Source organism: Agrococcus sp. Marseille-Q4369 (genome assembly GCF_018308945.1).
Classification (GTDB): domain Bacteria; phylum Actinomycetota; class Actinomycetes; order Actinomycetales; family Microbacteriaceae; genus Agrococcus.
Map to the genome: position 1 here is coordinate 696,902 of NZ_CP070501.1, position 24,558 is coordinate 721,459.

At 72.8% G+C, this 24,558-nt stretch carries 25 protein-coding genes, 2 tRNA genes and 2 pseudogenes; 16 read left to right on the plus strand and 13 right to left on the minus strand.

What is annotated here, in order from left to right; genetic code table 11:
• Positions 1 to 28: 28 nt before the first annotated feature.
• Entirely contained in the window at positions 29 to 1,306 is a 1,278-nt protein-coding gene (gene clpX / locus JSQ78_RS03575) for an ATP-dependent Clp protease ATP-binding subunit ClpX (protein ID WP_211449447.1), read from the minus strand.
• Positions 1,307 to 1,446: 140 nt separating this feature from the next.
• Here clpX and JSQ78_RS03580 point away from each other — a divergent pair, with 140 nt between their 5' ends.
• Complete coding sequence (locus JSQ78_RS03580) at positions 1,447 to 2,094, plus strand: copper resistance CopC family protein (RefSeq protein ID WP_211449448.1); 648 nt, start codon at positions 1,447 to 1,449, stop codon at positions 2,092 to 2,094.
• Between the two features lie 70 nt (positions 2,095 to 2,164).
• Here JSQ78_RS03580 and JSQ78_RS03585 read toward each other — a convergent pair whose 3' ends face one another.
• From JSQ78_RS03585 to tig, 3 genes are all read right to left on the minus strand, one after another.
• The gene (locus JSQ78_RS03585; RefSeq protein WP_211449450.1) at positions 2,165 to 2,830 is read right to left on the minus strand and encodes an ATP-dependent Clp protease proteolytic subunit; all 666 of its coding nucleotides are present in this window, start codon (positions 2,828 to 2,830) and stop codon (positions 2,165 to 2,167) included.
• Complete coding sequence (locus JSQ78_RS03590; protein ID WP_211449452.1) at positions 2,830 to 3,444, minus strand: ATP-dependent Clp protease proteolytic subunit; 615 nt, start codon at positions 3,442 to 3,444, stop codon at positions 2,830 to 2,832. The genes JSQ78_RS03585 and JSQ78_RS03590 overlap by 1 nt, the downstream gene beginning before the upstream one ends.
• A gap of 120 nt (positions 3,445 to 3,564) precedes the next feature.
• The gene (gene tig, locus JSQ78_RS03595) at positions 3,565 to 4,920 is read right to left on the minus strand and encodes a trigger factor (RefSeq protein WP_211449453.1); all 1,356 of its coding nucleotides are present in this window, start codon (positions 4,918 to 4,920) and stop codon (positions 3,565 to 3,567) included.
• A 216-nt stretch (positions 4,921 to 5,136) separates the two neighbouring features.
• On the opposite strand from tig, the gene sigK reads away from it, so the two are divergent.
• The 6 genes from sigK to JSQ78_RS03625 are packed head-to-tail and all read left to right on the plus strand — an operon-like array spanning position 5,137 to position 9,339.
• Entirely contained in the window at positions 5,137 to 5,685 is a 549-nt protein-coding gene (gene sigK, locus JSQ78_RS03600) for an ECF RNA polymerase sigma factor SigK (RefSeq protein WP_249295876.1), read from the plus strand.
• Complete coding sequence (locus tag JSQ78_RS03605; RefSeq protein WP_211449457.1) at positions 5,682 to 6,455, plus strand: anti-sigma factor; 774 nt, start codon at positions 5,682 to 5,684, stop codon at positions 6,453 to 6,455. The genes sigK and JSQ78_RS03605 overlap by 4 nt, the downstream gene beginning before the upstream one ends.
• A complete protein-coding gene (locus tag JSQ78_RS03610; protein ID WP_211449459.1) occupies positions 6,456 to 7,367 on the plus strand; it encodes a DMT family transporter in 912 nt (303 codons plus the stop codon).
• Positions 7,368 to 7,402: 35 nt separating this feature from the next.
• Positions 7,403 to 7,744 carry a hypothetical protein gene (locus JSQ78_RS03615; protein ID WP_211449461.1) on the plus strand — a complete coding sequence of 114 codons (342 nt, stop codon included), beginning with the start codon at positions 7,403 to 7,405 and terminating at the stop codon, positions 7,742 to 7,744.
• A gap of 19 nt (positions 7,745 to 7,763) precedes the next feature.
• Positions 7,764 to 8,462: an RraA family protein gene (locus tag JSQ78_RS03620; protein WP_211449462.1), complete on the plus strand. Its 699-nt coding sequence runs from the start codon at positions 7,764 to 7,766 to the stop codon at positions 8,460 to 8,462.
• Between the two features lie 37 nt (positions 8,463 to 8,499).
• Positions 8,500 to 9,339, plus strand: coding sequence for a PhzF family phenazine biosynthesis protein (locus tag JSQ78_RS03625; protein WP_211449464.1), 840 nt, complete (start codon positions 8,500 to 8,502; stop codon positions 9,337 to 9,339).
• Between the two features lie 182 nt (positions 9,340 to 9,521).
• On the opposite strand, the pseudogene JSQ78_RS14100 reads toward JSQ78_RS03625, so the two are convergent.
• The 4 genes and pseudogenes from JSQ78_RS14100 to JSQ78_RS03640 all read right to left on the minus strand — a co-directional run.
• Positions 9,522 to 9,935 (minus strand): annotated as a pseudogene (locus JSQ78_RS14100) (isocitrate lyase/phosphoenolpyruvate mutase family protein); the annotation flags it as partial.
• Positions 9,936 to 10,024: 89 nt separating this feature from the next.
• Positions 10,025 to 10,162: pseudogene (locus JSQ78_RS14105) on the minus strand (isocitrate lyase/phosphoenolpyruvate mutase family protein); the annotation flags it as partial.
• A gap of 41 nt (positions 10,163 to 10,203) precedes the next feature.
• On the minus strand, positions 10,204 to 11,094 hold the full coding sequence (locus tag JSQ78_RS03635) for a Rossmann-fold NAD(P)-binding domain-containing protein (protein WP_211449466.1): 891 nt from the start codon (positions 11,092 to 11,094) through the stop codon (positions 10,204 to 10,206).
• Position 11,095: 1 nt separating this feature from the next.
• A tRNA-Pro gene (locus JSQ78_RS03640) sits at positions 11,096 to 11,170 on the minus strand.
• A 91-nt stretch (positions 11,171 to 11,261) separates the two neighbouring features.
• Here JSQ78_RS03640 and JSQ78_RS03645 point away from each other — a divergent pair.
• Together JSQ78_RS03645 and JSQ78_RS03650 are read left to right on the plus strand one after the other, a co-directional pair.
• Positions 11,262 to 11,642 (plus strand): hypothetical protein, encoded by a 381-nt coding sequence (locus JSQ78_RS03645; protein ID WP_211450495.1) that lies wholly within the window; start codon positions 11,262 to 11,264, stop codon positions 11,640 to 11,642.
• 55 nt (positions 11,643 to 11,697) lie between these two features.
• A complete protein-coding gene (locus JSQ78_RS03650) occupies positions 11,698 to 12,177 on the plus strand; it encodes a hypothetical protein (protein WP_211449468.1) in 480 nt (159 codons plus the stop codon).
• Here JSQ78_RS03650 and JSQ78_RS03655 read toward each other — a convergent pair.
• On the minus strand, positions 12,174 to 13,586 hold the full coding sequence (locus tag JSQ78_RS03655) for a GH1 family beta-glucosidase (protein WP_211449469.1): 1,413 nt from the start codon (positions 13,584 to 13,586) through the stop codon (positions 12,174 to 12,176). The two genes, JSQ78_RS03650 and JSQ78_RS03655, sit on opposite strands and share 4 nt — an antisense overlap.
• A 104-nt stretch (positions 13,587 to 13,690) precedes the next feature.
• Here JSQ78_RS03655 and JSQ78_RS03660 point away from each other — a divergent pair.
• From JSQ78_RS03660 to JSQ78_RS03670, 3 genes are all read left to right on the plus strand, one after another.
• A tRNA-Gly gene (locus JSQ78_RS03660) sits at positions 13,691 to 13,761 on the plus strand.
• Positions 13,762 to 13,944: 183 nt separating this feature from the next.
• On the plus strand, positions 13,945 to 15,501 hold the full coding sequence (locus JSQ78_RS03665) for an HNH endonuclease signature motif containing protein (RefSeq protein ID WP_211449471.1): 1,557 nt from the start codon (positions 13,945 to 13,947) through the stop codon (positions 15,499 to 15,501).
• A gap of 166 nt (positions 15,502 to 15,667) precedes the next feature.
• A complete protein-coding gene (locus JSQ78_RS03670) occupies positions 15,668 to 16,324 on the plus strand; it encodes a hypothetical protein (protein WP_211449473.1) in 657 nt (218 codons plus the stop codon).
• A 25-nt stretch (positions 16,325 to 16,349) separates the two neighbouring features.
• Here the strand turns inward: JSQ78_RS03670 and JSQ78_RS03675 are convergent, their stop codons facing one another.
• From JSQ78_RS03675 to JSQ78_RS03685, 3 genes are read right to left on the minus strand one after another with little or no spacing between them, the layout of a single operon-like run.
• Positions 16,350 to 17,324, minus strand: coding sequence for an Fpg/Nei family DNA glycosylase (locus JSQ78_RS03675; protein ID WP_211449475.1), 975 nt, complete (start codon positions 17,322 to 17,324; stop codon positions 16,350 to 16,352).
• Entirely contained in the window at positions 17,324 to 17,809 is a 486-nt protein-coding gene (locus JSQ78_RS03680; RefSeq protein WP_211449477.1) for a ribose-5-phosphate isomerase, read from the minus strand. The genes JSQ78_RS03675 and JSQ78_RS03680 overlap by 1 nt, the downstream gene beginning before the upstream one ends.
• Entirely contained in the window at positions 17,809 to 18,447 is a 639-nt protein-coding gene (locus JSQ78_RS03685) for a mycothiol-dependent nitroreductase Rv2466c family protein (RefSeq protein ID WP_026372582.1), read from the minus strand. The genes JSQ78_RS03680 and JSQ78_RS03685 overlap by 1 nt, the downstream gene beginning before the upstream one ends.
• Positions 18,448 to 18,564: 117 nt before the next feature.
• Between JSQ78_RS03685 and pepN the strand changes: the two genes are divergently transcribed.
• The 4 genes from pepN to JSQ78_RS03705 are packed head-to-tail and all read left to right on the plus strand — an operon-like array spanning position 18,565 to position 24,081.
• Entirely contained in the window at positions 18,565 to 21,105 is a 2,541-nt protein-coding gene (gene pepN / locus JSQ78_RS03690) for an aminopeptidase N (protein WP_211449479.1), read from the plus strand.
• Positions 21,106 to 21,116: 11 nt separating this feature from the next.
• Complete coding sequence (locus JSQ78_RS03695; RefSeq protein WP_211449480.1) at positions 21,117 to 22,046, plus strand: mechanosensitive ion channel family protein; 930 nt, start codon at positions 21,117 to 21,119, stop codon at positions 22,044 to 22,046.
• Positions 22,043 to 22,432, plus strand: coding sequence for a globin (locus JSQ78_RS03700; RefSeq protein ID WP_283245028.1), 390 nt, complete (start codon positions 22,043 to 22,045; stop codon positions 22,430 to 22,432). The genes JSQ78_RS03695 and JSQ78_RS03700 overlap by 4 nt, the downstream gene beginning before the upstream one ends.
• Positions 22,433 to 22,452: 20 nt before the next feature.
• The gene (locus JSQ78_RS03705; RefSeq protein ID WP_211449482.1) at positions 22,453 to 24,081 is read left to right on the plus strand and encodes an FAD-binding dehydrogenase; all 1,629 of its coding nucleotides are present in this window, start codon (positions 22,453 to 22,455) and stop codon (positions 24,079 to 24,081) included.
• Positions 24,082 to 24,135: 54 nt separating this feature from the next.
• Here the strand turns inward: JSQ78_RS03705 and JSQ78_RS03710 are convergent, their stop codons facing one another.
• On the minus strand, positions 24,136 to 24,558 hold the full coding sequence (locus JSQ78_RS03710) for a cytochrome c oxidase subunit 4 (protein ID WP_211449484.1): 423 nt from the start codon (positions 24,556 to 24,558) through the stop codon (positions 24,136 to 24,138).

Here is a 24,558-nt window from a genome sequence, read left to right on the forward strand (position 1 = left end):
CCTTACCTTCGGTGCGTCCGCAACGCGGTCAGGCGGAGAGCTCCTGGATGTCGTCGGCGGTGAGCACGACGGGCGGCTCGCCGCCCGCGACGGACTCGCGCGTCACGATGACTCGCTCGACGCCCTCGCGCGAGGGCACGTCGAACATCACCGGTGCGAGCACGGTCTCGAGGATCGCGCGGAGGCCACGAGCACCGGTCTTCCGCTCGACCGCGAGGTCGGCGATCGCCTCGAGCGCCTCTGGCTCGAAGTCGAGCTTGACGCCGTCGATCTCGAACATGCGCTGGTACTGCTTCACGAGCGCGTTGCGCGGCTCGGTGAGGATCTGCACGAGCGCCGCGCGGTCGAGCGGCGACACCGTCGCGATGACGGGGAGCCGGCCGATGAACTCGGGGATGAGGCCGAACTTGTGGAGGTCCTCCGGCAGCACGTCCTGGAAGACGTCGAGGTCGGGCTTGAGCGACGCGACCGGGGCCCCGAAGCCGATGCCGCGCTTGCCCGAGCGGTTCGCGATGATGTCCTCGAGGCCGGCGAAGGCGCCCGCGACGATGAACAGCACGTTCGACGTGTCGATCTGGATGAACTCGGAGTTCGGGTGCTTGCGCCCGCCCTGCGGTGGCACCGAGGCGACCGTGCCCTCGATGATCTTCAGCAGCGCCTGCTGCACGCCCTCGCCCGAGACATCGCGCGTGATCGACGGGTTCTCGGCCTTCCGCGCGACCTTGTCGATCTCGTCGATGAAGATGATGCCGGTCTCGGCGCGCTTGACGTCGAAGTCGGCGGCCTGGATGAGCTTGAGCAGGATGTTCTCGACATCCTCGCCGACGTAGCCCGCCTCGGTGAGCGACGTCGCGTCGGCGACGGCGAACGGGACGTTGAGCTGCTTCGCGAGCGTCGACGCGAGGTAGGACTTGCCGCAGCCGGTCGGCCCCACCATGAGGATGTTCGACTTCTGGATCTCGACGCCGTCGCCGGCGGTGTCGGCCGACTCGAGCTGCTTCGCGGCGCCGATGCGCTTGTAGTGGTTGTAGACCGCGACCGCGAGCGACTGCTTCGCGCTCTGCTGGCCGACGACGTACTCCTCGAGGAAGTCGAAGATCTCGCGCGGCTTCGGCAGGGTGAAGCGCTCCGGCTGCGTGCCCTCACCGGCCTCGGCGGCGCGCTCCTCGATGATCTCGTTGCACAGCTCGACGCACTCGTCGCAGATGTACACCGCGGGGCCAGCGATGAGCTGCTGCACCTGCTTCTGGCTCTTGCCGCAGAAGGAGCACTTCAGCAGATCGCCGCTCTCTCCGAGTCGTGCCATCTCGCCCTCCTCATCGCCTGCGAGCGCGGGCCGCGCCCTGTGACGAGCCTAGAGCAGGCCGCCGACACGGGGGCCGACCACGCCGGATTCGGCCCGATCGGCGCGGGGGCGGCCCGTGAGCCCCTCGATAGGCTGGAGGCATGCATGCCGCCCTCGCCGCGCTCGCGGCCGTCATCCTCCTGCCCGCACACGCCGCCGTGATCGGCTCGACGCCGAGCGACGGCGACACGGTCACCGAGCAGCCCGGCACGTTCAGCGTCGTGATGAACGAGGAGATCCTCTCGCTCGAGGGCGCCGACTCCGCGAACCGGCTGCAGCTCACCGACGCGGACGGCCGCTACTACGGCGACGGCTGCGTCGCCGTCGAGGGCGACACGATCTCGCTCGCGGCCGGGCTCGGCGCGGCGGGCGACTACGCGCTCGCCTACCAGGTGGTCTCGGCCGACGGCCACCCCGTCGACGGCACGGTGGCGTTCTCCTTCGAGCCCGCCGAGGGCGAGGCTGGCACGGCCGGCTCCGAGACGGCCCCCATCTGCGGTGCCGCCGCGCCCGACGCGACCGAGCCCGCGTCGACGTCGACGACCGAGCCCGAGGCATCCGCCGATCCCGGCGAGGCGGCGCCCGGTCCGATCGCGACCGACGACGCGACGCCGAGCGACGCGGTCGAGGGCGACGAGGGCGGCGACTTCCCGTTCATCGCGATCGGCGTGCTCGCGCTGCTCGTCGTGCTCGCGATCATCGCCTACACCGTGAACCGCGGCTACCGCCGCCGGCGCGACGAGGCGTGACCCCGCGCATCCCCCGCGCATGACGAAGGCCGGCACTCCCGAGGGAGGCCGGCCCGTCGTCGTGGCAGCGTCAGCCGAGCAGCTGCGGCGCCGTCTTGCGGCTCGAGAGCACCTGGTCGATGAGGCCGTACTCGAGGGCCTCCTGCGCCGAGAGGAACGTGTCGCGCTCGATGTCCTTCGAGACGCGAGCGACGTCGTGGTTCGAGTGCTTCGACAGGGTCTCCTCGAGCCACTCGCGCATGCGGAGCACCTCGCGCGCCTGGATCTCGATGTCGGATGCCTGACCGCGGCCCGCGTCGGACGTCGCGGGCTGGTGGATGAGGATGCGGGCGTTCGGCAGCGCGAGGCGCTTGCCGGGCTCGCCCGCCGCGAGCAGCACGGCCGCGGCGGAGGCCGCCTGGCCGAGGCACACCGTCTGCACGGCGGGCCGGATGTACTGCATCGTGTCGTAGATCGCCGTCATGGCCGTGAACGAGCCGCCGGGCGAGTTGATGTACATGACGATGTCGCGGTCGGGGTCCTGCGACTCGAGCACGAGCAGCTGCGCCATGACGTCGTCGGCGGATGCGTCGTCGACCTGCACGCCGAGGAAGATGATGCGGTCCTCGAACAGCTTCGCGTAGGGGTCCTGGCGCTTGAAGCCGTAGGCGGTGCGCTCCTCGAAGCTCGGGAGGATGTAGCGCGAGCCGGGCGCCTGGAGGGCGCTGCCGCCCGCCTGGAACGTGGGAGTCTCCATCAGTTGCCGCCCTCCTGGTCAGCGGTGCCGTCCTGGTCCGTGCCGCCGCCGCCCGTGACGTCGCTCGCCGACGCGCGGAGGTGGTCGACGAATCCGTACTCGAGCGCCTCCTGCGCCGTGAACCAGCGGTCCCGGTCGCCGTCGGCGTTGATCTGCTCGACGCTCTTGCCCGTGCGCTCCGCCGTGATCTCGGCGAGGCGCTTCTTCATGTCGAGGATGAGCTGCGCCTGCGTCTGGATGTCGCTCGAGGTGCCGCCGAAGCCGCCGTGCGGCTGGTGCAGCAGCACGCGCGCGTTCGGCGTGATGTAGCGCTTGCCCGCGGTGCCGGCGGTGAGCAGCAGCTGGCCCATCGAGGCGGCCATGCCGATGCCGACCGTGACGATGTCGTTGGGCACGAACTGCATCGTGTCGTAGATCGCCATGCCGGCCGTGATCGAGCCGCCGGGCGAGTTGATGTAGAGGTAGATGTCCTTGTTCGGGTCCTCTGCGGCGAGCAGCAGGATCTTCGCGCAGATCTCGTTCGCGTTCTCGTCCCGCACCTCCTGGCCGAGCCAGATGATGCGGTCGCGCAGCAGCCGGTCGAAGACCGACGGCGCGAGGACGGGTTCAGCCACGGGTGACTCCTTCTCTCGGTTGCTCTCCACACTAGGTGAGCGGGAGGGCGCTCCTGCGCGTGTTCGCCGCAGGCGGAGGCACGCGAGAGGGCCGGGCTCGCGCCGGCCCTCTTGCGGTGCTCAGTCCTCCTGGTGCTGCGCCGCGAGCTTCGCCTCGGCCTCGCGGATCGCGCCCTCGACGTCGTCCTCGTCGACCTCGTCGGCCGGCGGCAGGAAGTCGGAGAGGTCGACGGCCTCGCCCTTGTCGTCGACGACCGACACGCGCCCGAGCAGCGTCGAGAGCGTCTTGCCGCGCAGGATGTCGCCGAGCAGCACGGGCAGCTGGCCGTTGGCCTCGAGCGCCTGCACGAGCTCCTGCGGCGCCATGCCGTACTGCGCGGCCTGCTGCACGATGATCTGCGTCAGCTCCTGCTGCGTGACCTGCAGGTTCGCGTCCTCGGCGAAGCGGTCGAACAGCATCTGCTGCTTGAGGAGCTTGCGCGTCTCCTGGCGCACCTCCTCGCCGTGCTCGGTGTCGTCGGCGCGGTTCTCGGCCTCGAGGTGGCGCGTGACCTCGTCCTCGACGACGGCCGAGGGGACCTCGATCTCGACGGCCTCGACGAGCTCCTCCTGCAGGCGCTGGCGCGCCTGCTCGGCCTGGCCCATGCGGCGACTGCGGGCGGCCTGCTCCTTGAGGTCGGCCTTGAGCTCGTCGATCGTGTCGAACGCGCTCGCCATCTGGGCGAAGTCGTCGTCGGCCTCGGGCAGCTCGCGCTCCTTGACCGCGTCGACGGTGACGGTGACCTCGGCGTCCTTGCCGGCGTGGTCGCCGCCGACGAGCTTCGAGGTGAAGGTGGTCTCCTCACCGGCGGTGAGCGAGTCGACGGCCTCGTCGATGCCGTCGATGAGCTCGCCCGAGCCGACCTCGTAGGAGATGCCGTTGGCGGTGTCGACGACCTCGCCGTCGATCGTCGCGGTCAGGTCGAGGGTGACGAAGTCGCCCTTCGCGGCCGGGCGGTCGACCGTGACGAGCGTGCCGAAGCGGCTGCGCAGCGCGTCGAGCTCCTCCTGCACGGCGTCGTCGCCGATCTCGATGGCGTCGACCGTGATCGTGCGGCCGTCGACCTCGGGGAGGTCGAACTCGGGGCGCACGTCGACCTCGATCTCGAGCACGAGGTCGCCCGAGAAGTCCCCCAGCTCGGGCCACGCGGTGACGTCGGCCTGGGGACGGCCGAGCGGGCGGATGCCGGCCTCGGCGACACCCTGGCGGTAGAACTCGTCGATCGACTCGGAGACGGCCTGGTTGAGGATCTCCTCGCGCCCGATGCGCTGGTCGATGATCGCCGCGGGGACCTTGCCCTTGCGGAAGCCGGGGACGCTGATCTGCTCGGCGACGGCCTTGTAGGCGCTGTCGATCGCGGGGCGCAGCTCCTCGGGCTCGACCGCGATGGTCAGCTTGGTGCGCGTGTTCTCGATCTTCTCGACCGTGGTCTTCACGGGGTGGTCTCCTGAGGTTGGTGGTTGTGCGGCACGAGGGCCAGCGGTGCGTAGGCACGCGAGATCCACCGCTTGCGGGCGGACCATCGTCCGAGTGTAACGGCCCTCCCCCGCTATCGGGCCAATCCGCCCGTTCGCCCGTGACGAATCCCGAGCATGACCGCGCTCGCCCAGCCCCGAGCGGCCGCCCGGTGGCAGCCTGCAATACTCGGGCGAGTGGAGACCTCGCTCGAGCAGTGCCTCGTGCGCGCGGCGGAGGGCGACGAGCGGGCGTTCGCTGAGCTCTACGACGCGACGGCCGCGAGGGTCTTCGGGCTCGTGCTGCGCATCCTCGTGGATCGCGCGCAGTCGGAGGAGGTCGCGCAGGAGGTCTACCTCGAGGCGTGGCGGCAGGCGAAGCGCTTCGACCCGAGCCGCGGGGCCGCGATGTCGTGGCTGCTGCAGATCGCGCACGCGCGCGCCGTCGACCGCGTGCGCTCCTCGCAGTCGCAGCGCGATCGCGACGAGCGGATCGGCGTGCGCGACACGGCGGTGCCGGTCGACACCGTCGCCGAGCAGGCCGAGATCTCGCTCGACGCGGCCAGGGCGCGGCGAGCGCTCGGCGACCTGAGCGACTCGCACCGCGAGGCGATCGAGCTCGCGTACTTCGAGGGGCTCACGCAGACGGAGATCGCCGACCGCATCGGCGCGCCGCTCGGCACGGTGAAGACGAGGCTCCGCGACGGCATGCAGCGCCTCCGCGGGATCCTGGGGGTGACGACATGACCGACGAGTCCCGGCCCGTCGACGAGCTGGCGGCCGCCTACGCGCTCGACGCGCTCGAGCCTGCCGAGCGCGCGCGCTTCGAGGCCGAGGCGTCGCCCGAGGCGCTCGAGGAGGCGCGGCAGCTCGCCGACACCGCGGCGCTGCTCGCGGCCGACGAGGTCGCGCCGCCGCCGAGCCTGCGCGCGAGCGTGCTCGACGCGATCGCGCTCGAGCCGCGGCACGCCGCGCCGTCCGCACTCTCGCCACCGGACGCATCCGCCGCCGCTCGCGCCGACGAGCCGCGCGCATCCGCCGCCGCTGTCGGCCCGGTCGGCCCTGCCGAGCGCCGCGCGCGAGCGCGCTGGCGGCCCGCGCGCGTGCTCGGTGCGGTCGCGGCGGGGTCGGCGCTGCTGCTCGGCGGCGTCGCGATCGGTACCCAGCTCGGCGGCGACTCGCGACAGGAGGCGCTCGGCGCCCTCATCGCGGCGTCCGACGCGCAGCGGAGCGAGGTCGAGCTCGCCGACGGCGGCGTCGCGACGGTCGTCTGGTCGCCCGAGCGCGACCAGTCGGCGATCCTCTTCGACGGCCTGCCGGCCGCGCCCGAGGGCTCGACCTACCAGGCCTGGTTCATCGACGAGGCCGGCGCCCGATCGGCGGGCGTGTTCGACGCCTCGAGCGCGTTCCTGCTCGAGGGCGAGCTCTCGGCCGGCACCGCGATCGGCGTGACGGTCGAGCCGGCGGGTGGCTCTGAGGCGCCGACGAGCGACCCGATCCTCGTCGTCGAGACCTAGGTGGCGGCGCAGGGGGCGGGCCGCCTCGGCGCGGCCGCGATCACCATCGCGTCGGTCGGGCTCATCGTCACGTGGAGCTCGGGCTTCGTCGGCTCCGACCTCGCGGCTCGAGCGGGCGGCGAGCCGATCACGGTGCTCGCGTGGCGCTTCGTCGTGCTCGCGGGCATCCTCGTCGCGGCGATGCTCGTGCTGCGCCGGCGCTGGCCGGGGCGCGCGAGCTGGCGGCGGCAGGGCACGGTCGCGGTGCTCAACCAGGCGGCGTACCTCCTCCTCATCTTCGAGGGCGTGCGCGCGGGCGTCGACGGCGGCACCGCGGCGCTCATCGCAGCCCTCCAGCCGATGCTCGTCGCCACGATCGCCGGCCGCTTCCTCGGCGAGCGGGCGAACGGATGGATGTGGCTCGGCATGGCGGTCGGGCTCGGTGGCGTCGCGCTCGTCGTCTCGGGCGCGCTCGGCGGCACCGGCGCGCCCCTGTGGGCCTACGCGCTCCCGCTCGCCGCGGTCATGTGCCTCGGCACCGGCACCGTGCTGCAGCGCCGCTGGCACATGCACGACGACCTGCTGCAGACGCTCACGATGCACTCGATCGTCGCGGGCGCGGTCTTCATGGCGGTCGCGCTGCTGCGCGGGCACGCCGCTCCCCCGGCGACGGTCGACATCTGGTTCGCGGTGCTGTGGCTCGTCGTGCTCTCGAGCCTCGGCGGCTACGTGCTCTACGTGACGGTGACGCGCTCGCACGGGGCGACGTTCGTGAGCACGATGCTCTACCTCACGCCGCCGACGACGATGCTGTGGGTGTGGATGATCTTCGGCGTGCCGGTCACGCCGCTCGGCGTCGCCGGGCTCGTCGTGGCCGCCGCCGGCGTCGCCATCGTGCTGACCGCCCAGCGCCGCGGGCGCGCGCGGCCGTAGGGACGCATCCGACCGAAGCCCAGAGGAGGTCGATGATGGAGGAGCAGCTGCCCGCGGGCGTCTGCTTGCGCTGCCGCCGCCCGCCGCGGAGCACGCGGCCGTGCGTGATCGAGGGCGGGCACGGCGAGCCGCCGGTCGGCGAATGGCCGTCGCACCACCGGGAGGACTGGAGCGACGCCGAGCTCGCCGAGCTGGGGCTCACCCCCTGGCGCTGGCCGCTGCACCGCCGCACGATGCTCGCCGACCTGCGCTGGGCGCAGCTCGAGTCCGACTGCGAGCGCCACGGGCACGAGGTCATCGAGGAGGATGGGTACGTGCTGTGCGATCACTGCCACCACCCGCTCGTGTGGGTGGCCACCGAGGACGAGGCACGCTGAGCGAGACGGAGGAGAGACCATGCAGGAGCTCCAGGCGATCTACCGCGACCTCTCCACGGCCCACGTCGCGGATGCGTGCATGCGCGCGGGCGTGCCGGCGCGGTGCGCGCCGAGCGGTCTGCGCCCCGTGCTGCCCGGCGCGCACGTCGTCGGACGCGCGCTCCCCGCGCAGCACAGCGGCAGCGTCGACGTCTTCCTCGAGGCGCTCGAGCACGCGGTGCCCGGCGACGTGCTCGTCGTCGACGACGGCGGCCGCGCAGACCGCGCGTGCGTCGGCGACCTCGTCGCGCTCGAGGCGGCGCGCGCCGGCCTCGCCGGCATCGTCATCTGGGGGCTGCACCGCGACACCCGCGAGCTGCGCGAGGTCGGCCTGCCCGTGCTGAGCCTCGGCACCTCGCCGAGCGGTCCGGCGAGCGTCGAACCGCAGCGGCCCGACGCGCTCGAGGTCGCCCGGCTCGGCGAGCACGCGGTGACGCGCGACGACCTCGTGCTCGCCGACGACGACGGCGCGATCCTCGTGCCGCTCGCGCGCGCGAGCGACGTCGCTGAGGCCGCCGCGAGCATCCGCGACACGGAGCGCCGCCAGGCCGCCGCCATGCGCGCCGGCTCGAGCCTGCGCGAGCAGGTGCGGTTCCGCGACTACCTCGACGCCCGCCGCGACCGCGGCATCGGCTTCCGCGAGCACCTCCGCGACGCGGGCGGCGCGATCGAGGAGTGAGCCGACGCATCCGACGACATCCGATGAAGGAGAGAGCATGACCCGCCAGTGCCGCTTCGCCCAGGTCGACGTCTTCGGGGCCGAGCCCTACCTCGGCAATCCCGTCGCCGTCGTGCTCGATGCCGAGGGCATCGACGACGCGGCAATGCAGCGCATCGCCCGCTGGACGAACCTGTCGGAGACGACGTTCGTGCTGCCGCCGACGACTCCGGAGGCCGACTACCGCCTGCGCATCTTCACGCCGGGCGGCGAGCTGCCCTTCGCGGGGCACCCGACGCTCGGCTCCGCGCACGCGTGGCTCGAGCACGGCGGCGTTCCTCAGCGCGACGACCGCATCGTGCAGGAGTGCGAGGCTGGCCTCGTCGAGGTCCGGCAGGGCGACGCGCTCGCGTTCGCCGCTCCCCCGATGCGTCGCACGGGCGGGCTCGATCCGGAGCACCTCGCGCGCATCGTCGAGGCGTTCAGCATCCCGCCGGAGCGGGTCGTCGCGCACCAGTGGGTCGACAACGGGCCGGGCTGGTGCGTGCTGCAGCTCGGCTCGGCCCAGGAGGTGCTCGACCTCGAGCCCGACCTCTCGCGCATCCCCGACGCGATGGTCGGTGCCATCGGCGCCTACCCGCCGGGCTCGGAGCACGCCTTCGAGCTGCGCTCGTTCGCACCTGCGATCGGCGTCGCCGAGGATCCCGTGTGCGGCAGCCAGAACGCCTCGGTCGCGCAGTGGCTCACGAGCACCGGCGCGGCCGAGCGCTCCTACTCCGTCTCGCAGGGCCGCCGGCTCGGACGCGCCGGCTCGATCGCGATCGAGGCGGATGCGGACGGCACCGTCTGGGTGGGCGGCGCGACGGTCACGTGCTTCTCGGGCATCGCGATCGCTTGACGCGACGCGCTCGCGTCGGTCATCCGTCGGCGAGCAGGCCCTCGACATCCGGCAGCCCCTGGAAGGCCGTGAACGTGCCACGCTCGGCGATCTCGCGGGCGGCGCCGAGCCACCCGCCCCACGCCGCGCGCGAGCGTGCCGCCGACGCTGATGCGGCGCACGCCGAGCGCCGCCGCCTCCTCGACGGTGACGAACGGCGCATTCACGAGCAGGTTCACGGGCTTCGGCGCGACGGCCGCGACGATCGCCGCGACCTCGTCGCGCGAGGAGATGCGTGGCGCATAGAGGCAGTCGGCGCCTGCGCCGGCGTACGCGACGAGCCGACGGACCGTGTCGTCGAGATCGGGATGCCCGACGACGTACCCCTCGGATCTCGCGGCCAGCAGCGCCCCGGTCCCGCCGCGCTCGATCGCCGCTCGAGCCGCGGCGACGCGCTCGACGGCGAGTGCGTGCTCGTAGAGCGGGTGCTCGGCATCGCCGGTCGAGTCCTCGATCGACAGGCCCGCGACGCCGGTCGAGGCGGCCAGCTCCATGTGCGCGGCGACGATCTCGGGATCGTCGGCGAAGCCGCCCTGGAAGTCGGCGTTGAGCGGCACGGCGACGGCTGATGCGAGGGCGCGGAGATGGCCGAGCGCCTCATCGAGCGCGCGACGCGCGAGTCCTGCTCGGCGATCGACCAGGCGAAGCCCGCGCTCGTCGTCGCGAGCGCGGGGAAGCCGAGCCGCTCGAGGATGCGGGCGCTGCCGAGATCCCACGGGTTGGGCATCACGAACGTGCCCGCTTCGTGCAGGCGATGGAACTCGATGACTCGCGGATCGGGCATCGCGACCTCCGGCGCGGTCCGCTGCCGCGCTCGCCGCGACCTTATGTCGGCGCGACGCGTGCGACAAGGGGCGGTCCTCCGCGCGCCGCGCCGGCGACGATCGCCTGCTCGAGCAGGGCGCGGTAGCCGTCCTCGAAGGACGGGTAGCGCAGCCGACCGAGCAGCGCAATGAGGCGATCGCCCCGCAGCACGGTGCCGCTCGGCGCCGCCGGCTCGATCCGAGGTGGCGGCGGCACGCCGAGGGCCTCCGCGATCCAGCTGACGACCTCGCCGAGCGGCGCGGGGCGAGCGTCGACGGCGTGCAGGAGGCGCGGCGGCTCTGGCTCGCCGAGCATCGCCTCGAGCGAGCGCACGAGATCCGTCTCGTGGATGCGGTTGGTGCGCCGCGCGTACTGCACGGGTGACCCGTCGCGCACCTTGCGCACGAGCATGTCGCGGCCAGGGCCGTAGATGCCCGCGGGGCGCACGACGAGCGCGTCGAGGCGATCGATCGCGAGCCGCTCGCCGTCGAGCAGCGCCGCGGCGCGAGCGGAGGCCGGCGCCGGCTCGTCCGCTTCCGTGAGCGGCATCGGACCGGCGCGGCCCTCGAGCACTCGCGTCGACGAGACGAGCACGACGCGGCGCGGCACGACCGGCAGCGCATCGGCGAGGTGCCGGAGCGACCGCACGTACGCCGGCACCGGGCCGTCGTGGTCGCCGGGCGGCAGCGTGATCACCACGTCGTCGACCGCGGGGATGAGCATCCGGGGCACCGGTGCGCTGAGGTCGGCCGAGAGCCGCGCGAAGGCATCCGGCAGCTCGGTCGTGTCGCGGCGCAGCGCGAGCACCTCGCCGCCGGCGGCGACGAGCCGCAGGCCGAGCCGCGTGCCGAGCTTGCCGCAGCCGACGAGCAGGGTCCTTCGCGACGATGCCGCTGTCTCGCTCGCTCGCACGTCGGGGCGACAGGATTCGAACCTGCGACCTCCCGCCCCCAAAGCGGGCGCTCTAGCCAAGCTGAGCTACGCCCCGTAGGGATCGCTCCCGTACAGTCACCGATCCTAACCGCGTGGGCGCATCCACCGATCCGACCACGGGCGCCCGCCCCGGCTATCGTGTCGACGTGCTCCCCGCCGTCGTGCTCACCGCCGTCCTCGTCCTGCTTGCCGTCTTCCAGCTCGCGCTCGCGCTCGGGGCGCCGCTCGGCCGCCTCGCGTGGGGCGGGCAGCATCGCGTGCTGCCCGCGCGGCTTCGCGTCGGCAGCGGCATCGCGATCCTGATCTACGCGGGCATCGGAGTCCTCGCGTGGAACCGCGTCGGAGCGCTCGACCTCCTGCCCGACGCCGCGGCGAGCGTCGCGATGTGGGTCGTCGTCGCCTACTTCGCGCTGGGCATCGCCATGAACGCGATCTCCCGCAGCAGACCGGAGCGGTGGACGATGGTGCCGGTCGCGGCGGTGCTCGCGGTGCTCTCGCTCCTCATCGCGCTCGAGCCGGTGCGATGAACCGGTCCGCGGCGGACCGCTCGAACGTCGATTGCCGGTGCGGCATGCTGGCGTCGTGATGGAGCCCGAGGTCGACGAGCCGCTGCGTGCGCGGTACGGCTGGCGCGACCCGGCGGCGAACGAGTTCACCGCAGGCGACATCGTCTTCGGCTGGGTCGTCGGCATCGGCGGGGTGCTCGCGGGCTCGCTCATCTCGGGGCTCGTGCTCGTCGCCGAGGGGCTCGTCGTCGCGCTCGCCTACGGCGCCTTGATCGGCTTGCCCGCGCTGACCCTCTACGGCGTCCCTGCGGCCATCGCCGCGGCCGCCGCGCTGCGACGCGTCGCGGCGGAATGGGTGCACCTCGCAGCGTTCGGCGCGCTCGGGGCGATCGGCGGCCTGCTCGCGGTCCTCGTCTTCAGCAGCGGAGATCCGCTGTGGAGCATCCTCTACGCGCCGGGCATCCTCACGGGCACGGCGACCGCCGTCGTCGCCCGAGCGCTCGCGAAGCGGCGCGCGATCCGCACGCGCGGCGCCGCCCCCGCGACGGCGAGCTAGAGCGTCCGCTCGCGGATCATCCGCGAGAGCTCGCGCCCCGAGTCCTTCACGGTGCGCTCCTGCGTCTCGTAGTCGACCCGCACGATGCCGAAGCGCTTGTGGTAGCCCCACGCCCACTCGAAGTTGTCCATGAGCGACCAGTACATGAAGCCCTTGACCGGCACGCCCGCGTCGACCGCGTCGAGCACGGCGCCGACGTGCGAGCGGAGGAAGTCGGTGCGCTCGGCATCGTGGATGCGCGCTTCGCCCGTCGACGCATCCGTGACGACCTCGTCGTCGTAGGCCGCGCCGTTCTCGGTGACCCACAGCTCGACGCCCTTCGCTCCCGTGTACTCGTCGTGCAGGTGGCGGAGGAGCTTCGTGAGGCCGGAGGGGTTGACCTCCCAGCCCATGTTGGTCGTCGGCACGCCCCGCGGATGCGCCTGCACGCCCTCGGCGGCGGGGTACGGGCTCGCGATCGGGCGATCGGTCGGTGCGTCGTTGACGACCGGCGCCTCGGGCGTCTCGTACGAGACGGCGTCGTCGTGGTAGTAGTTCACGCCGAGCACGTCGATCGGCGCGGCGATGATCTCCAGGTCGCCCGCCTGCACGACGGCATCGAGGCCGAGCGGGCCGACGTCGCGCACGAGCGACTCGGGGTACTCGCCCGTCATGATCGGGTGCACGAAGAAGCGGTTGTACTGGTCGTTGAGGCGCCGCGCGGCCTCCAGGTCGGAAGCGCTCTTCGGGTCGACCGGCTCGGCGGGCTGGAAGTTGAGGGTGATGCCGACGCGCTCGGCCCCCGCCTCGCGCAGCGCGCCGACCGCCATGCCGTGGGCGAGCAGCAGGTGGTGGCCGGCCTGGAGGCCCGCCTCGACGCTCTGCCGCCCGGGCGCGTGCGCGCCGGCGGTGTAGGAGAGGAACGACGAGCACCACGGCTCGTTGAGCGTCGTCCAGTTCTGCACCCGGTCGCCGAGCGCGTCGTGCACCGTGAGCGCGTAGTCGACGAAGCGGTGCGCGGTGTCGCGGCTCGTCCACCCGCCCTGCTCCTCGAGCGCCTGCGGCAGGTCCCAGTGGTAGAGCGTGAGCCACGGCATGATGTCGGCCGCGAGCAGCTCGTCGACGAGCCGCGAGTAGAAGTCGATGCCCTTCGCGTTGGGCTCGCCGCCGTCGGGGCGCACGCGGGCCCAGCTCGTCGAGAAGCGGTAGACCTGCAGGCCGAGGTCTCGCATGAGCGCGACGTCGTCGGGCATGCGGTGATAGTGGTCGCACGCGACGTCGCCGTTGTGGCCGTCGATCACCGCGCCCGGCACGCGCGCGAACGCGTCCCAGATGCTCGCGGTGCGCCCGTCCTCGAAGGCGGCGCCCTCGATCTGGAAGGCCGCCGTCGCGGCGCCGAGGATGAAGTCGTCAGGGATGCTTCGCTGCACGGTCTCGAGCGTAGCCGGGCGAGGGAGGCGCGGACGTCGCACGGACGGAGAGGGCGGATGCGGTAGATTCGTCGCGTCCCGATCGCGCGTCGCGCTCGGGGCGCGCGGGCGTAGCTCAATGGTAGAGCCTCAGTCTTCCAAACTGATTACGCGGGTTCGATTCCCGTCGCCCGCTCCGCTCCTTGTCGCTGTGCCGCTCCGGGCGCCCCCTCCCTCCGCGCGCTGAGCCGCTCCGCGCGCGCAGCGCGCCGAGCGTGTCGAAGCGCACCCTCGTCGGCGCCTGACCGGACAGAACACGTTCTCCACAGGCTCTGCTCGCGCGCATTCGCGTGTCAGTGGCTCGTGGTGGAATGCCGTCATGGATGAGTGGTGGGGCGTCGATGCGGAGGAGTACATCGCGTCGATCCGGGCGGGCGCGATCGACCCGCACGGCCGCACCGCCGACGAGCTCGAGGACGAGCTCGCCGCCTACGACCGCGACTGGTCCGCGCGGCTCGCGCTGCTGAGCGACGCGGAGGTCGAGGAGGTCATCGCCGGCCGCATGGAGGTGCCGCCGCTGCCGGGCACCGTGCCCGCGGCCGAGCGGCCGGAGTCGGTGCGGCGGCAGGACGCGCTCGCCGGCCGCATCCGCGCGATCGAGCTGCGCCGGGCGCGGCTCGAGGCCGAGCACCGCGAGGTGCTCGCGGCCGAGCTCCAGCATCTGCGCGACGCAGGCGGCGACGTCGGCATGGCCGTCAAGGAGAGCGCCTCGATCCTCGCCGCGGAGCTGCGCCTGTCGGATCGCGTCATGGAGCGCAAGCTCGTCGACGCCTGGACGACCGTCACCGACCTTCCCGCCGCGCACGCCTCGCACAAGGCTGGCCGCATCACCGGCACCCACCTGCGCGCGATCGAGCAGGCCACCGAGGCGCTCCGCACCGACCCCTCGGTCGACCCCGAGGATCGAGCCAAGGTCGAGGCGGAGCTGGTGGAGATCGCCGAGCGGGTCACCCCGTCGCAGCTGCGCTCCCGCGCGAGGCGGATCGTCGACCGGGCCATGGCCGAGCCGCTCCAGCGCCGCCACGACCGGGCGGTCGAGCAGCGCCGCGCCTGGGTCGACGACCATGACGACGGGATCTCGACGCTGTCGCTGTCCGGACCCTCCGTCACGATCCACGGCGCGTTCAACCGGGCGACCGACGCCGCCCGCGCCAAGCCGAAGGACGACCCGCGCACCTTCGACCAGTACCGGCTCGACGCGCTCATGGAGACGCTGCTCACCGGCCAGGTGCCGGAGGATCTGCACGGCATCAACCCCATCGCTGCCACCATCACGGTCACGATCCCGGCGACCGAGCTGCTGAAGCAGACCGACGACGACGAGCCGCAGCTGCGCTTCTCCGGCGCCCTCGAGGGCGGCGCGCTCGTCGACGCCGCCACCATCCGGGCGCTGGCGTCCGAGACGATCACCTGGGAGCGGCTGTTCCTCCACCCGGTCACCGGTGTCCCGGTCGCGGTCGACACGTACAAGCCCAACCGGGCCATGCGCCGCTGGCTGCAGCGCCGCGACGGCCGCTGCCGCTGGCCCGGCTGCACCAACCGCGTCTCCAGAGCCGACGCCGACCACACCATCGCCCACGCCAACGGCGGACCCACCAGCATCCACAACCTCGCTCACCTGTGCCGACGGCACCATCTGATGAAGCACGCCACCGCCTGGACTGTGCGGCAGCTCGACCAAGGCGTCCTCGAGTGGACCAGCCCCACGGGCAAGATCTACCTCGACGAACCCGAACCCGCCGGACCAGCGTTCCTCGACCACGGGGTCGACATCTGGGAGCTCTCCAGCGATGAACCGGCGAAGTGCACCGCGAGCGACCCGCCATGGGCGCACCTCAACGACTGCACCTGCGACCTCGCCGGCGCCGCACGCTGATCACCGCGCGTCGCGCGACGCCCTGACGCCCTGACGCCCTGACGCCCTGACGCGACGGTCTCGATGGCCGATGCGATCGCGACGCGCGCCGACGGCGACGTGCCCGCTCCCGACATCCATAGGTGGCAGCGGCGCCCGTCCGAGCGGCGCCCGGTAGCGTTGCGGGGTGCGCTCCAGGCTCGTGACCCGACCCGCCCGGCGCGGCTCCGCCCGCGCGGGCGCCGCGCTCGTCGCCGGCGCGACGGTCGCGCTCGCCCTCGCCGCGTGCATCGCGGCCCCCGCCTCGGTCCCGGAGGATCCCGCGATCCCGGCCAGCGCATCCCCCGTCTTCACCGACTTGAGCCCGGCGCCGACGACGAACGGACCGACCGAACCGCCCGTGCCGACGACCGCGCCGGGCGAGTTCTCGTACGGTGACACCGTCGTCGTGCACACCGACCGCGGCTCGACGTGGGAGATCACGGCGCTGCGCTCGATCGACCCCGCCGACTCGCTCGCCGCCCAGTCGGGCGCCTCGCCCCGCGCGGGCGAGCGCTTCGTCGTGCTCGAGCTGGAGATCGAGAACGTCGGCGTCGTCACGACGCACCCGATGTTCGACATGACGTTCGCCTATCAGCCGGACGGCGGTCCGTTCTCGGATCAGAACTCCGCCTCGACCGCCGCCGCTCCCGACGACCTCGGCTACGTGTGGGAGATGCAGCCGGGCGATCGCGAGACCGCCCAGGTGATCGTCGCGGTGCGCGAGGACGACCCGACCGGCTCGTGGGTCGTGAGCCCCTCGGCGTCGGGCATCGACGGCGCGACGCTCTACCGCTGGCGCTGAGGCGAGCGCCCGGCGGCTGCCTGCGTCACAGCTGGCAGCCGGGGCACCAGTAGAGCTTGCGGCCCTGCATCGTCTCGAGCGCGATCGCGGTGCCGCAGCGGCGGCACGGCAGCCCCTCGCGCTTGTAGACCCAGTGCCGGTCGGCCCGGTTCGCGAGCGCCGCCGCCCGGCGCGCGCCCCGCAATCCGTCGATCGTCAGCATCTGCCCCGTCTCGACGCCGATGCGGAGCAGCTTCACCCAGTCGCGCCAGAGCCCGCGCAGCTCGTCGTCGGTCAGCTGCGAGCCCGGCCGGTGCGGATCGATCGCAGCGCGGAAGAGCAGCTCGGCGCGGTAGACGTTGCCGATGCCGGCGACGACCGACTGGTCCATGAGCAGCTGCCCGATCGGCTGGTTCGACCTCGACGCCCGCTCGACGAAGCGCTCCTCCGCACGGCGCTTCGACTCGGTCGGCGCCTCGGGGTCGGGCCCGAGCCGCTGCGCGAGCGCCTCGACCTGGCGGTCGTCGAGCACCTCGCACACGGTCGGACCGCGCAGGTCCGCGACGGCGGTGTCGGTGAGGATGCGCACCCGCACCTGCCCGACCGGATCCGGCGGGAAGGCGGTCACCGCGGTCGCGGTCTCGTGCTCCCCCGCGCGCAGCCGAGTCAGCCTCGGCGCGCCGATCGAGTGGATCGAGTCCTCCGACTCGCCCTCGGTGTCAGCCCCGCGCATCCCCGTCTGGCCCATGCGTCCGTCTGCGGCGAGGATCGTCGGGTCGACCGAGATCTCGCCCGCGAAGTCCCACGCGCCGTAGATGCCGAGGTGCACGTGCAGCGTCGGTCCGTCGAAGCCGACGAGCAGGTGCTTGCCGATCGCGTCGGACGACGTGATCTCGCGCCCGTCGAGCTCGGCCGCGCCGACCTGGAACCGGCCCTGCGGGCTCGACACGGCGGCTGTGCGGCCGACGAAGTTCGCCCGGAACTGGCGGGCGATGCGATGGACGGAATGCCCCTCCGGCATCAGCGGATCTCGTGGCCCGCGATGCCGCCCGTCGTCTCGTACTCGGCGAGCTGCGCGATGCGGCGAGCGTGCCGCTCGGCACCGCTGAAGGGCGTCGCGATGAAGGCGTCGATGATCTCGAGCATCCCGGCCTCCTCGTGCTGGCGCGCGCCGACCGCGACGACGTTCGCGTCGTTGTGCTCGCGCGCGAGCTCGGCGGTGCGGAGGCTCCACGCCAGCGCGGCGCGCACGCCCTCGACCTTGTTGGCGGCCATCTGCTCGCCGTTGCCCGAGCCGCCGAAGACGACGCCGAGCGCCTCGACGCCCGCGCGCTGGTCGCGCACGACCGCGCGGGCCGCGTTGATGCAGAACGCCGGGTAGTCGTCCTCGGCGTCGTACTCCGTCGGCCCGTGGTCGACGCACTCGTGGCCGCGGTCGGTCAGGTGCTGGACCAGCCGCTTCGACATCTCGAAGCCGGCGTGGTCGGTGGCGATGTGGATGCGCATCACGCCTCCTGCTGATCGGTGGCGAAGACGGGCCCGCGGGTGCGCGAGCGCTTGAGCTCGAAGAAGCCGTCGATCGACGCCGCCGCGACGATGCCGTCGAAGAGCTGCAGTGCCGCCTCGCCGGTCGGCGCGGGGCTCACGACGGGCCCGAAGAACGCGACGTCGTCGACCGCGATGACCGGCGTGCCGACGTCATCGCCGACGAGGTCGATCGCCGCCTGGTGGCTCGCGCGCAGCGCCTCGTCGTGCTCGTCGGTCTCCTCCGCGAGCGCCGCGTCGAGACCGGCGGCCTCGAGCGCCTCGGCGATGATCGCGTCGTCGTCCTCCCGGCGCTCGTGGTGGATGCGCTCGCCGAGCGCGTCGTAGAGCGCCTTGACCGTCGCGTCGCCGCCCGCGGCGCGCGCCGCCGTGACGAGCCGCGTGAGCCGCATCGAGCGCGGCATGCGCGCGGCGTACGCCTCCGGCAGGTCGCGGCCCTCGTTGAGCACGGCGAGGCTCATGACCTGCCAGTCGACGTCGAACCCCCGCACGTCGGCGACCTCGCCGAGCCAGCGGCTCGTCATCCACGCCCACGGGCACGTGGGGTCGAACCACATGCGGACGCTCGTCGGCTGCTCGGTCGTGACGTCGGTGCTCATGCCTCGATGGTATCCGGGCGGCCTCGACGGGTTCGGGCGTGCACCGGGCGCCCGGGCGCGCGCGACTACGCTGGAGGGCACTGCCCACCAGCACCTGAGAGACAAGGGAGTGCCAGCGTGCCCGGAGAGAACCTCACCCGCGCCGAGGCCCAGGAGCGCGCTGCGCTCGTCGAGGTCGACAGCTACGAGATCCACCTCGACCTCACCACCGGCGACGAGGTCTTCCGCTCGACGACGACGGTGCGCTTCCGCGCTCGCGAGGGCGCGTCGACCTTCATCGACCACATCTCGCGCGAGGTGCACTCCGTCGTGCTCAACGGCACCGAGCTCGACTCCGCCGTCGTGAACGACGGGGTGCGCATCCAGCTCGACGACCTCCGCGACGACAACGCGCTCACCGTCGTCTCCGACGCGCGCTACGTCAACACCGGCGAGGGCCTGCACCGATTCGTCGACCCGGTCGACGGCGAGGTGTACCTCTACTCGCAGTTCGAGGTGCCCGACTCGCGCCGCGTCTTCGCGGTGTTCGAGCAGCCCGACCTCAAGGCGACGTTCCGCTTCACGGTCGTCGCGCCCGCGCGCTGGCAGGTCGTCTCCAACCAGCCGACGCCCGAGCCGGTCGTCGAGGGCGACACCGGCACGTGGAGCTTCGAGCCGACTCCGCGCATCTCGAGCTACATCACCGCGCTCGTGGCCGGCCCCTACACCGTCACGCGCTCCGAGCTCACCTCGCGCGACGGCCGCACGATCCCGCTCGGGATCTTCTGCCGCGCCTCGCTCGCCGAGCACATGGACTCCGATTACATCTTCGACATCACGCGCAAGGGCTTCGCGTTCTTCGAGGAGCAGTTCGGGGTCGCGTACCCGTTCGAGAAGTACGACCAGCTCTTCGTGCCGGAGTTCAACGCGGGCGCGATGGAGAACGCCGGATGCGTGACGTTCACCGAGTCGTACGTCTTCCGCGCGCAGGTGACCGACGCCATCCGCGAGCGCCGGGTCGTCACCGTGCTGCACGAGCTCGCCCACATGTGGTTCGGCGACCTCGTGACGATGCGCTGGTGGAACGACCTGTGGCTCAACGAGTCGTTCGCGGAGTGGGCGTCGACGCTCGCGACCGCCGAGGCGACCGAGTGGACGGGCGCGTGGACGACGTTCCAGGCGATGGAGAAGACCTGGGCGTACCGCCAGGACCAGCTGCCCTCGACGCACCCGATCGTCGCCGAGATCCGCGACCTCGAGGACGTGCAGGTCAACTTCGACGGGATCACCTACGCCAAGGGCGGCTCGGTGCTCAAGCAGCTCGTCGCCTGGGTGGGCCTCGAGGCGTTCATGCAGGGCGTCGGCGCCTACTTCCGCAAGCACGCGTGGGGCAACACCGAGCTCGCCGACCTGCTCGCCGAGCTCGAGACGGCGAGCGGCCGCGACCTCGCCGAGTGGAGCAGGCTGTGGCTCGAGACGGCCGGCGTCAACACCCTCCGCCCGACGATCGAGACGACGCAGGACGGCATCATCACCGCCTTCACGATCGAGCAGACGGCGCCCGCCGAGTGGCCGACGCTGCGCCCGCACCGCCTCGCGATCGGCTTCTACGACGAGGTCAAGGGCAAGCTCGTGCGCCGCGAGCGCATCGAGCTCGACGTGGCCGGCGCGGTCACGAACGTGCCGCAGCTCGTCGGCCACCTGCGCCCGGCACTCATCCTGCTCAACGACGAGGACCTCGCCTACGCGAAGATCCGCCTCGACGAGCCGTCGATGGCGACCGCGCTCGCGAGCCTGCGCGACATCGAGGACCCGCTCGCTCGCGCGCTCGTGTGGGGCGCGGCGTGGGATGCGACGCGCGACGGCGAGACGCCCGCGAGCGACTACGTCGACCTCGTGCTCGCCAACATCGGCGCCGAGACCGAGTCGACGACCATCCGGCTCGCGCTCGCGCAGCTCGCCCAAGCGGCGCGCACCTACGTGCACCCCTCGCGTCGCGCAGCGACGATCGAGCGCATCGGCGACGCGCTGTGGACGCTCGTGGTGGATGCGGAGCCCGGCTCGGACGCGCAGTTCCAGTTCGTGGGCGCCTTCGCGGGCCTCGCCTCGACCCAGCAGCACGTCGAGGCACTCCGGGGCCTGCTCGACGGCTCGCGCACCCTCGAGGGCCTCGAGGTCGACGCCGACCTGCGCTGGCAGCTGCTCGACGGCCTCGTGCTGAACGGCGCGGCGGGCGAGGAGGAGATCGCGGCGGAGCTCGCGAGCGACGACACCGCGACGGGCCGGCAGTTCGCGGCCCGCGCGCGCGCGACGATCCCCACGCCCGAGGCGAAGGAGGCGGCGTTCGCATCGGTCGTCGACCAGGCGGGCGCCTCGAACATGATCGTGCGCTACACGGGCCTCGGCCTCGTGCACGTCAACGACGCATCCAGCCTCGACGCCATCGTCGACCGCTACCACGAGGCGATCCACGGCATCTGGGACACGCGCACCTACCAGGTCGCGGAGGGACTGCTCGTCGGCCTCTACCCCGCCGTCGTCGCCGACGAGCGGCTCGCGCGCACGACCCGCGAGTGGCTCGAGCGCAACGAGTCGGCCGCGCCCGCGCTGCGGCGCATCGTCGTCGAGCACCTCGCCGGCGTCGAGCGCGCGCTCGCGGCGCAGGAGCGCGACGCCTGATCGGGGACGGGATGCTGACTGCGGCGACGGAGGAGGCGTCGGCGACCGGCTGGGCCGCCGTCGCCGAGTGGTGGACAGTGTGGGGGCAGGCGGTCGGCGTGCTGCTCGCGATCCTCGGCGCGTTCGTCGCCTACTGGATCGTCAAGGCGGCGATCGGCCGGGTCGTGCAGGGCGTCGTCTCGGGCGTCAAGCGCCGGGCCGACGCCGCCGACACCGAGGCGCTGTCGAACTCGCCGCTCGCGCAGGTGCGGGTCGTGCAGCGCACGCGCGCGATCGGCAGCGTGCTCAACACGCTCGCGGCGTGGGTCATCGGCGCGCTCGCGCTCATCCTCATCCTCTCGATCCTCGGCGTGAACGCCGCCTCGCTCGTCGCGATGGCCGGCTTCCTCGGCGCGGCCGCGGGCGTCGGCGCGCAGGGCGTCATCAAGGACTTCCTCAACGGCCTGTTCATGGTCTTCGAGGACCAGCTCGGCATCGGCGACGTCGTCGACCTCGGCGAGGCCTCCGGCGTCGTCGAATCGGTCGGCATCCGCGTCACGCAGGTGCGCGACGTGCACGGCACCCTCTGGTACGTGCGGAACGGCGAGATCGTCAGGGTCGGCAACGAGTCGCAGGGCTGGGCTCGCGTCATCATCGACCAGGCCGTGCCCTACGACGTCGACATCGACCGCGTGCAGGAGCGGCTGCTCGACATCGCGACGCGCATGAGCGAGGACCCGGCGTGGCTGCATCGCATCATCGACAAGCCCGAGGTGTGGGGCGTCGAGTCGGTCTCGGCCGAGGCGATCGTCATCCGGCTCGTCGTGCGCACGAAGGCGAGCGCGAAGTACGAGGCGGGCCGCGAGCTGCGCCGCCGCGTCAAGCTCGGCCTCGACGACCTGGGCCTGCACCTGCCGTCGATGCAGAGCATCGTCGTCAAGGGGATGGAGCAGTCGAGGTGACGAACCAGAGCATGCACGAGGCCATCGGCGGCGAGGCCTTCTTCCGCGCGCTCGTGCACGAGTTCTACGAGCGCGTCTGGGCCGACGAGGTGCTGCGGCCGATGTACCCCGCCGACGACCGCGCGGGCGCCGAGGACCGGCTGCGCATGTTCCTCGAGCAGTACTGGGGCGGCCCGACGACCTACGGCGAGCACCGCGGCCACCCGCGGCTGCGCATGCGCCACGCCGCCTACGCGATCGACCCGGATGCGCGCGACCGGTGGCTCGCGTGCATGCGGGGCGCGCTCGATGCGCTCGAGCCCGCGCCGCTGCTGCGCGCCGAGATCGAGGACTACTTCGAGCGCGCCGCGACCGCCATGCTCAACCGCAACCCCCTCATCCGCTGACCCAGCCCCGAAGGAGCACCATGGCCGACGACGTCCTGGTGATCGGCGCCGGCCTCGCCGGTCTCGTGACCGCGAGCGAGGCGCTCGAGCGCGGCCGCCGCTTGCGCATCATCGACCAGGAGGGACCGCACGCGATCGGCGGCCAGGCCTACTGGTCGTTCGGCGGCCTGCTGCTCGTCGACTCCCCGGAGCAGCGCCGGCTCGGCATCGCCGACTCCCTCGAGCTCGCGCGCGCCGACTGGTCGGCATCGGCCGGCTTCGACCGCGACGAAGATGCCTGGGCTCGGCAGTGGGCGGACGCCTACCTCGACTTCGCCCACCGCGAGCTGCGGCCGTGGCTGCGCGAGCTCGGCGTCGGGCTCTTCCCCATCGTCGGGCACGCCGAGCGCGGCGCGCGCACGCCCGGGGGCCACGGCAACACCGTGCCGCGCTTCCACATCGTCTGGGGCACCGGCCCGGGTCTCGTCGCCCCCTTCACGCGACGGCTGCGCGACGCCGTCGCCGACGGCCGGGCGCAGCTCTCGTTCCGCCACCGCGCCGAGCGGCTCCTCGTCGAGGACGGCCGCGTCGTCGGCGTGGCGGGCTCGCGGCTCGCGCCCGACGTGACCGTGCGCGGCGAGCCCTCGAGCCGCGAGGCGGTCGGCGCCTTCGAGCTGCGCGCCGACGCGGTCGTCGTCGCGACCGGCGGCATCGGCGGCGAGCTCGAGCGCGTGCGCGAGCTGTGGCCCGCGCGCCTCGGCGCCGCGCCCGAGACGGCCGTGCGCGGCGTGCCGCTGCACGTCGACGGCTCGGGGCTCGCGATCGCCGCCGAGGCGGGCGCGCGGCTCGTGAACGGCGACCGCATGTGGCACTACACCGAGGGCATCCGGAACTGGGATCCGGTCTGGCCGCAGCACGGCATCCGCATCCTCCCCGGTCCCTCGAGCCTGTGGATCGACCACCTCGGACGCCGCTTGCCCTCCCCCAACTACCCCGGCTTCGACACGCTCTCGACCCTGGAGCACCTCCGCTCCGTCGGTGCCGAGCACTCGTGGTTCGTGCTCACGCAGTCGATCGTCGAGAAGGAGTTCACGCTCTCGGGCTCCGAGCAGAACCCCGACCTCACCGGCAGGAGCCTCCGCCGCCTCGCGCACCGCGTGCTGCCCGGCGCGCCCGAGCCCGTGCAGGCGTTCCTCGACCACGGCGAGGACTTCGTCGTCGCCGGCAGCCTCACCGAGCTGCTCGACGGCATGGAGCGACTCGGCCCCGGCCTCGACCGGGCAGCCGTCGTCGCGGCGATCCACGAGCGCGACGAGGCCGTCGCCGACCCCGCGTCGACCGATCCGCAAGCAGTCGAGATCCGCCGCGCGCGCGCGTACGTCGGCGACCGGCTCGTCCGCACAGCCGCACCGCACCGCATCCTCGACGAGCGCAACTGGCCGCTCATCGCCGTGCGCCTCCACACGCTCACGCGCAAGACCCTCGGCGGCATCCAGACCGACCTCGACTCGCGCGCCCTCGACGCCGACGGCGCGCCGATCCCCGGGCTCTTCGCCGTGGGCGAGGCCGCGGGCTTCGGCGGCGGCGGCGTGCACGGCTACCGCGCGCTCGAGGGCACGTTCCTCGGCGGATGCCTCCACACGGGGCTGCGGGCCGGTCGCGCCGTCTGAGCCGGGACAGCGAAGCGCCCCGTCGCGAGGGACGGGGCGCTTCGCTTCGAACGATCAGTGCGTGAAGTTGCCGCGGTAGTGCTCGTACACCCAGCCGACGAGCATGATCAGCAGCAGCGCGGCCGAGATCGGGATGAGGAACGTCGGGCCCGCGACCGAGAGGAACACCAGCGCGAGGGCGAAGCCCACGCCGATCGGCCACCAGCTCCACGGGGAGAAGTGCCCCTCCTCCGGGTCGGCGTCGTCGATCTCGGCGTCGAGACGGTCGGAGGGGTGCTCGACCCCGCCCTGCCCGCGTCGCACGAGCACGAGGTAGAACCCGATGAGGCCCGACATGAGGCCCGTGAGCGCGAGGCCCAGGGTGCCGGCCCACTCGACGCTGCCGTCGTACGCGAGCATGTGCCAGATCGTGTACGCCGCCGAGCTGAGGAAGAAGAAGGCGGTCAGGATCGCCATCAGGATGATGTTGACGCGCAT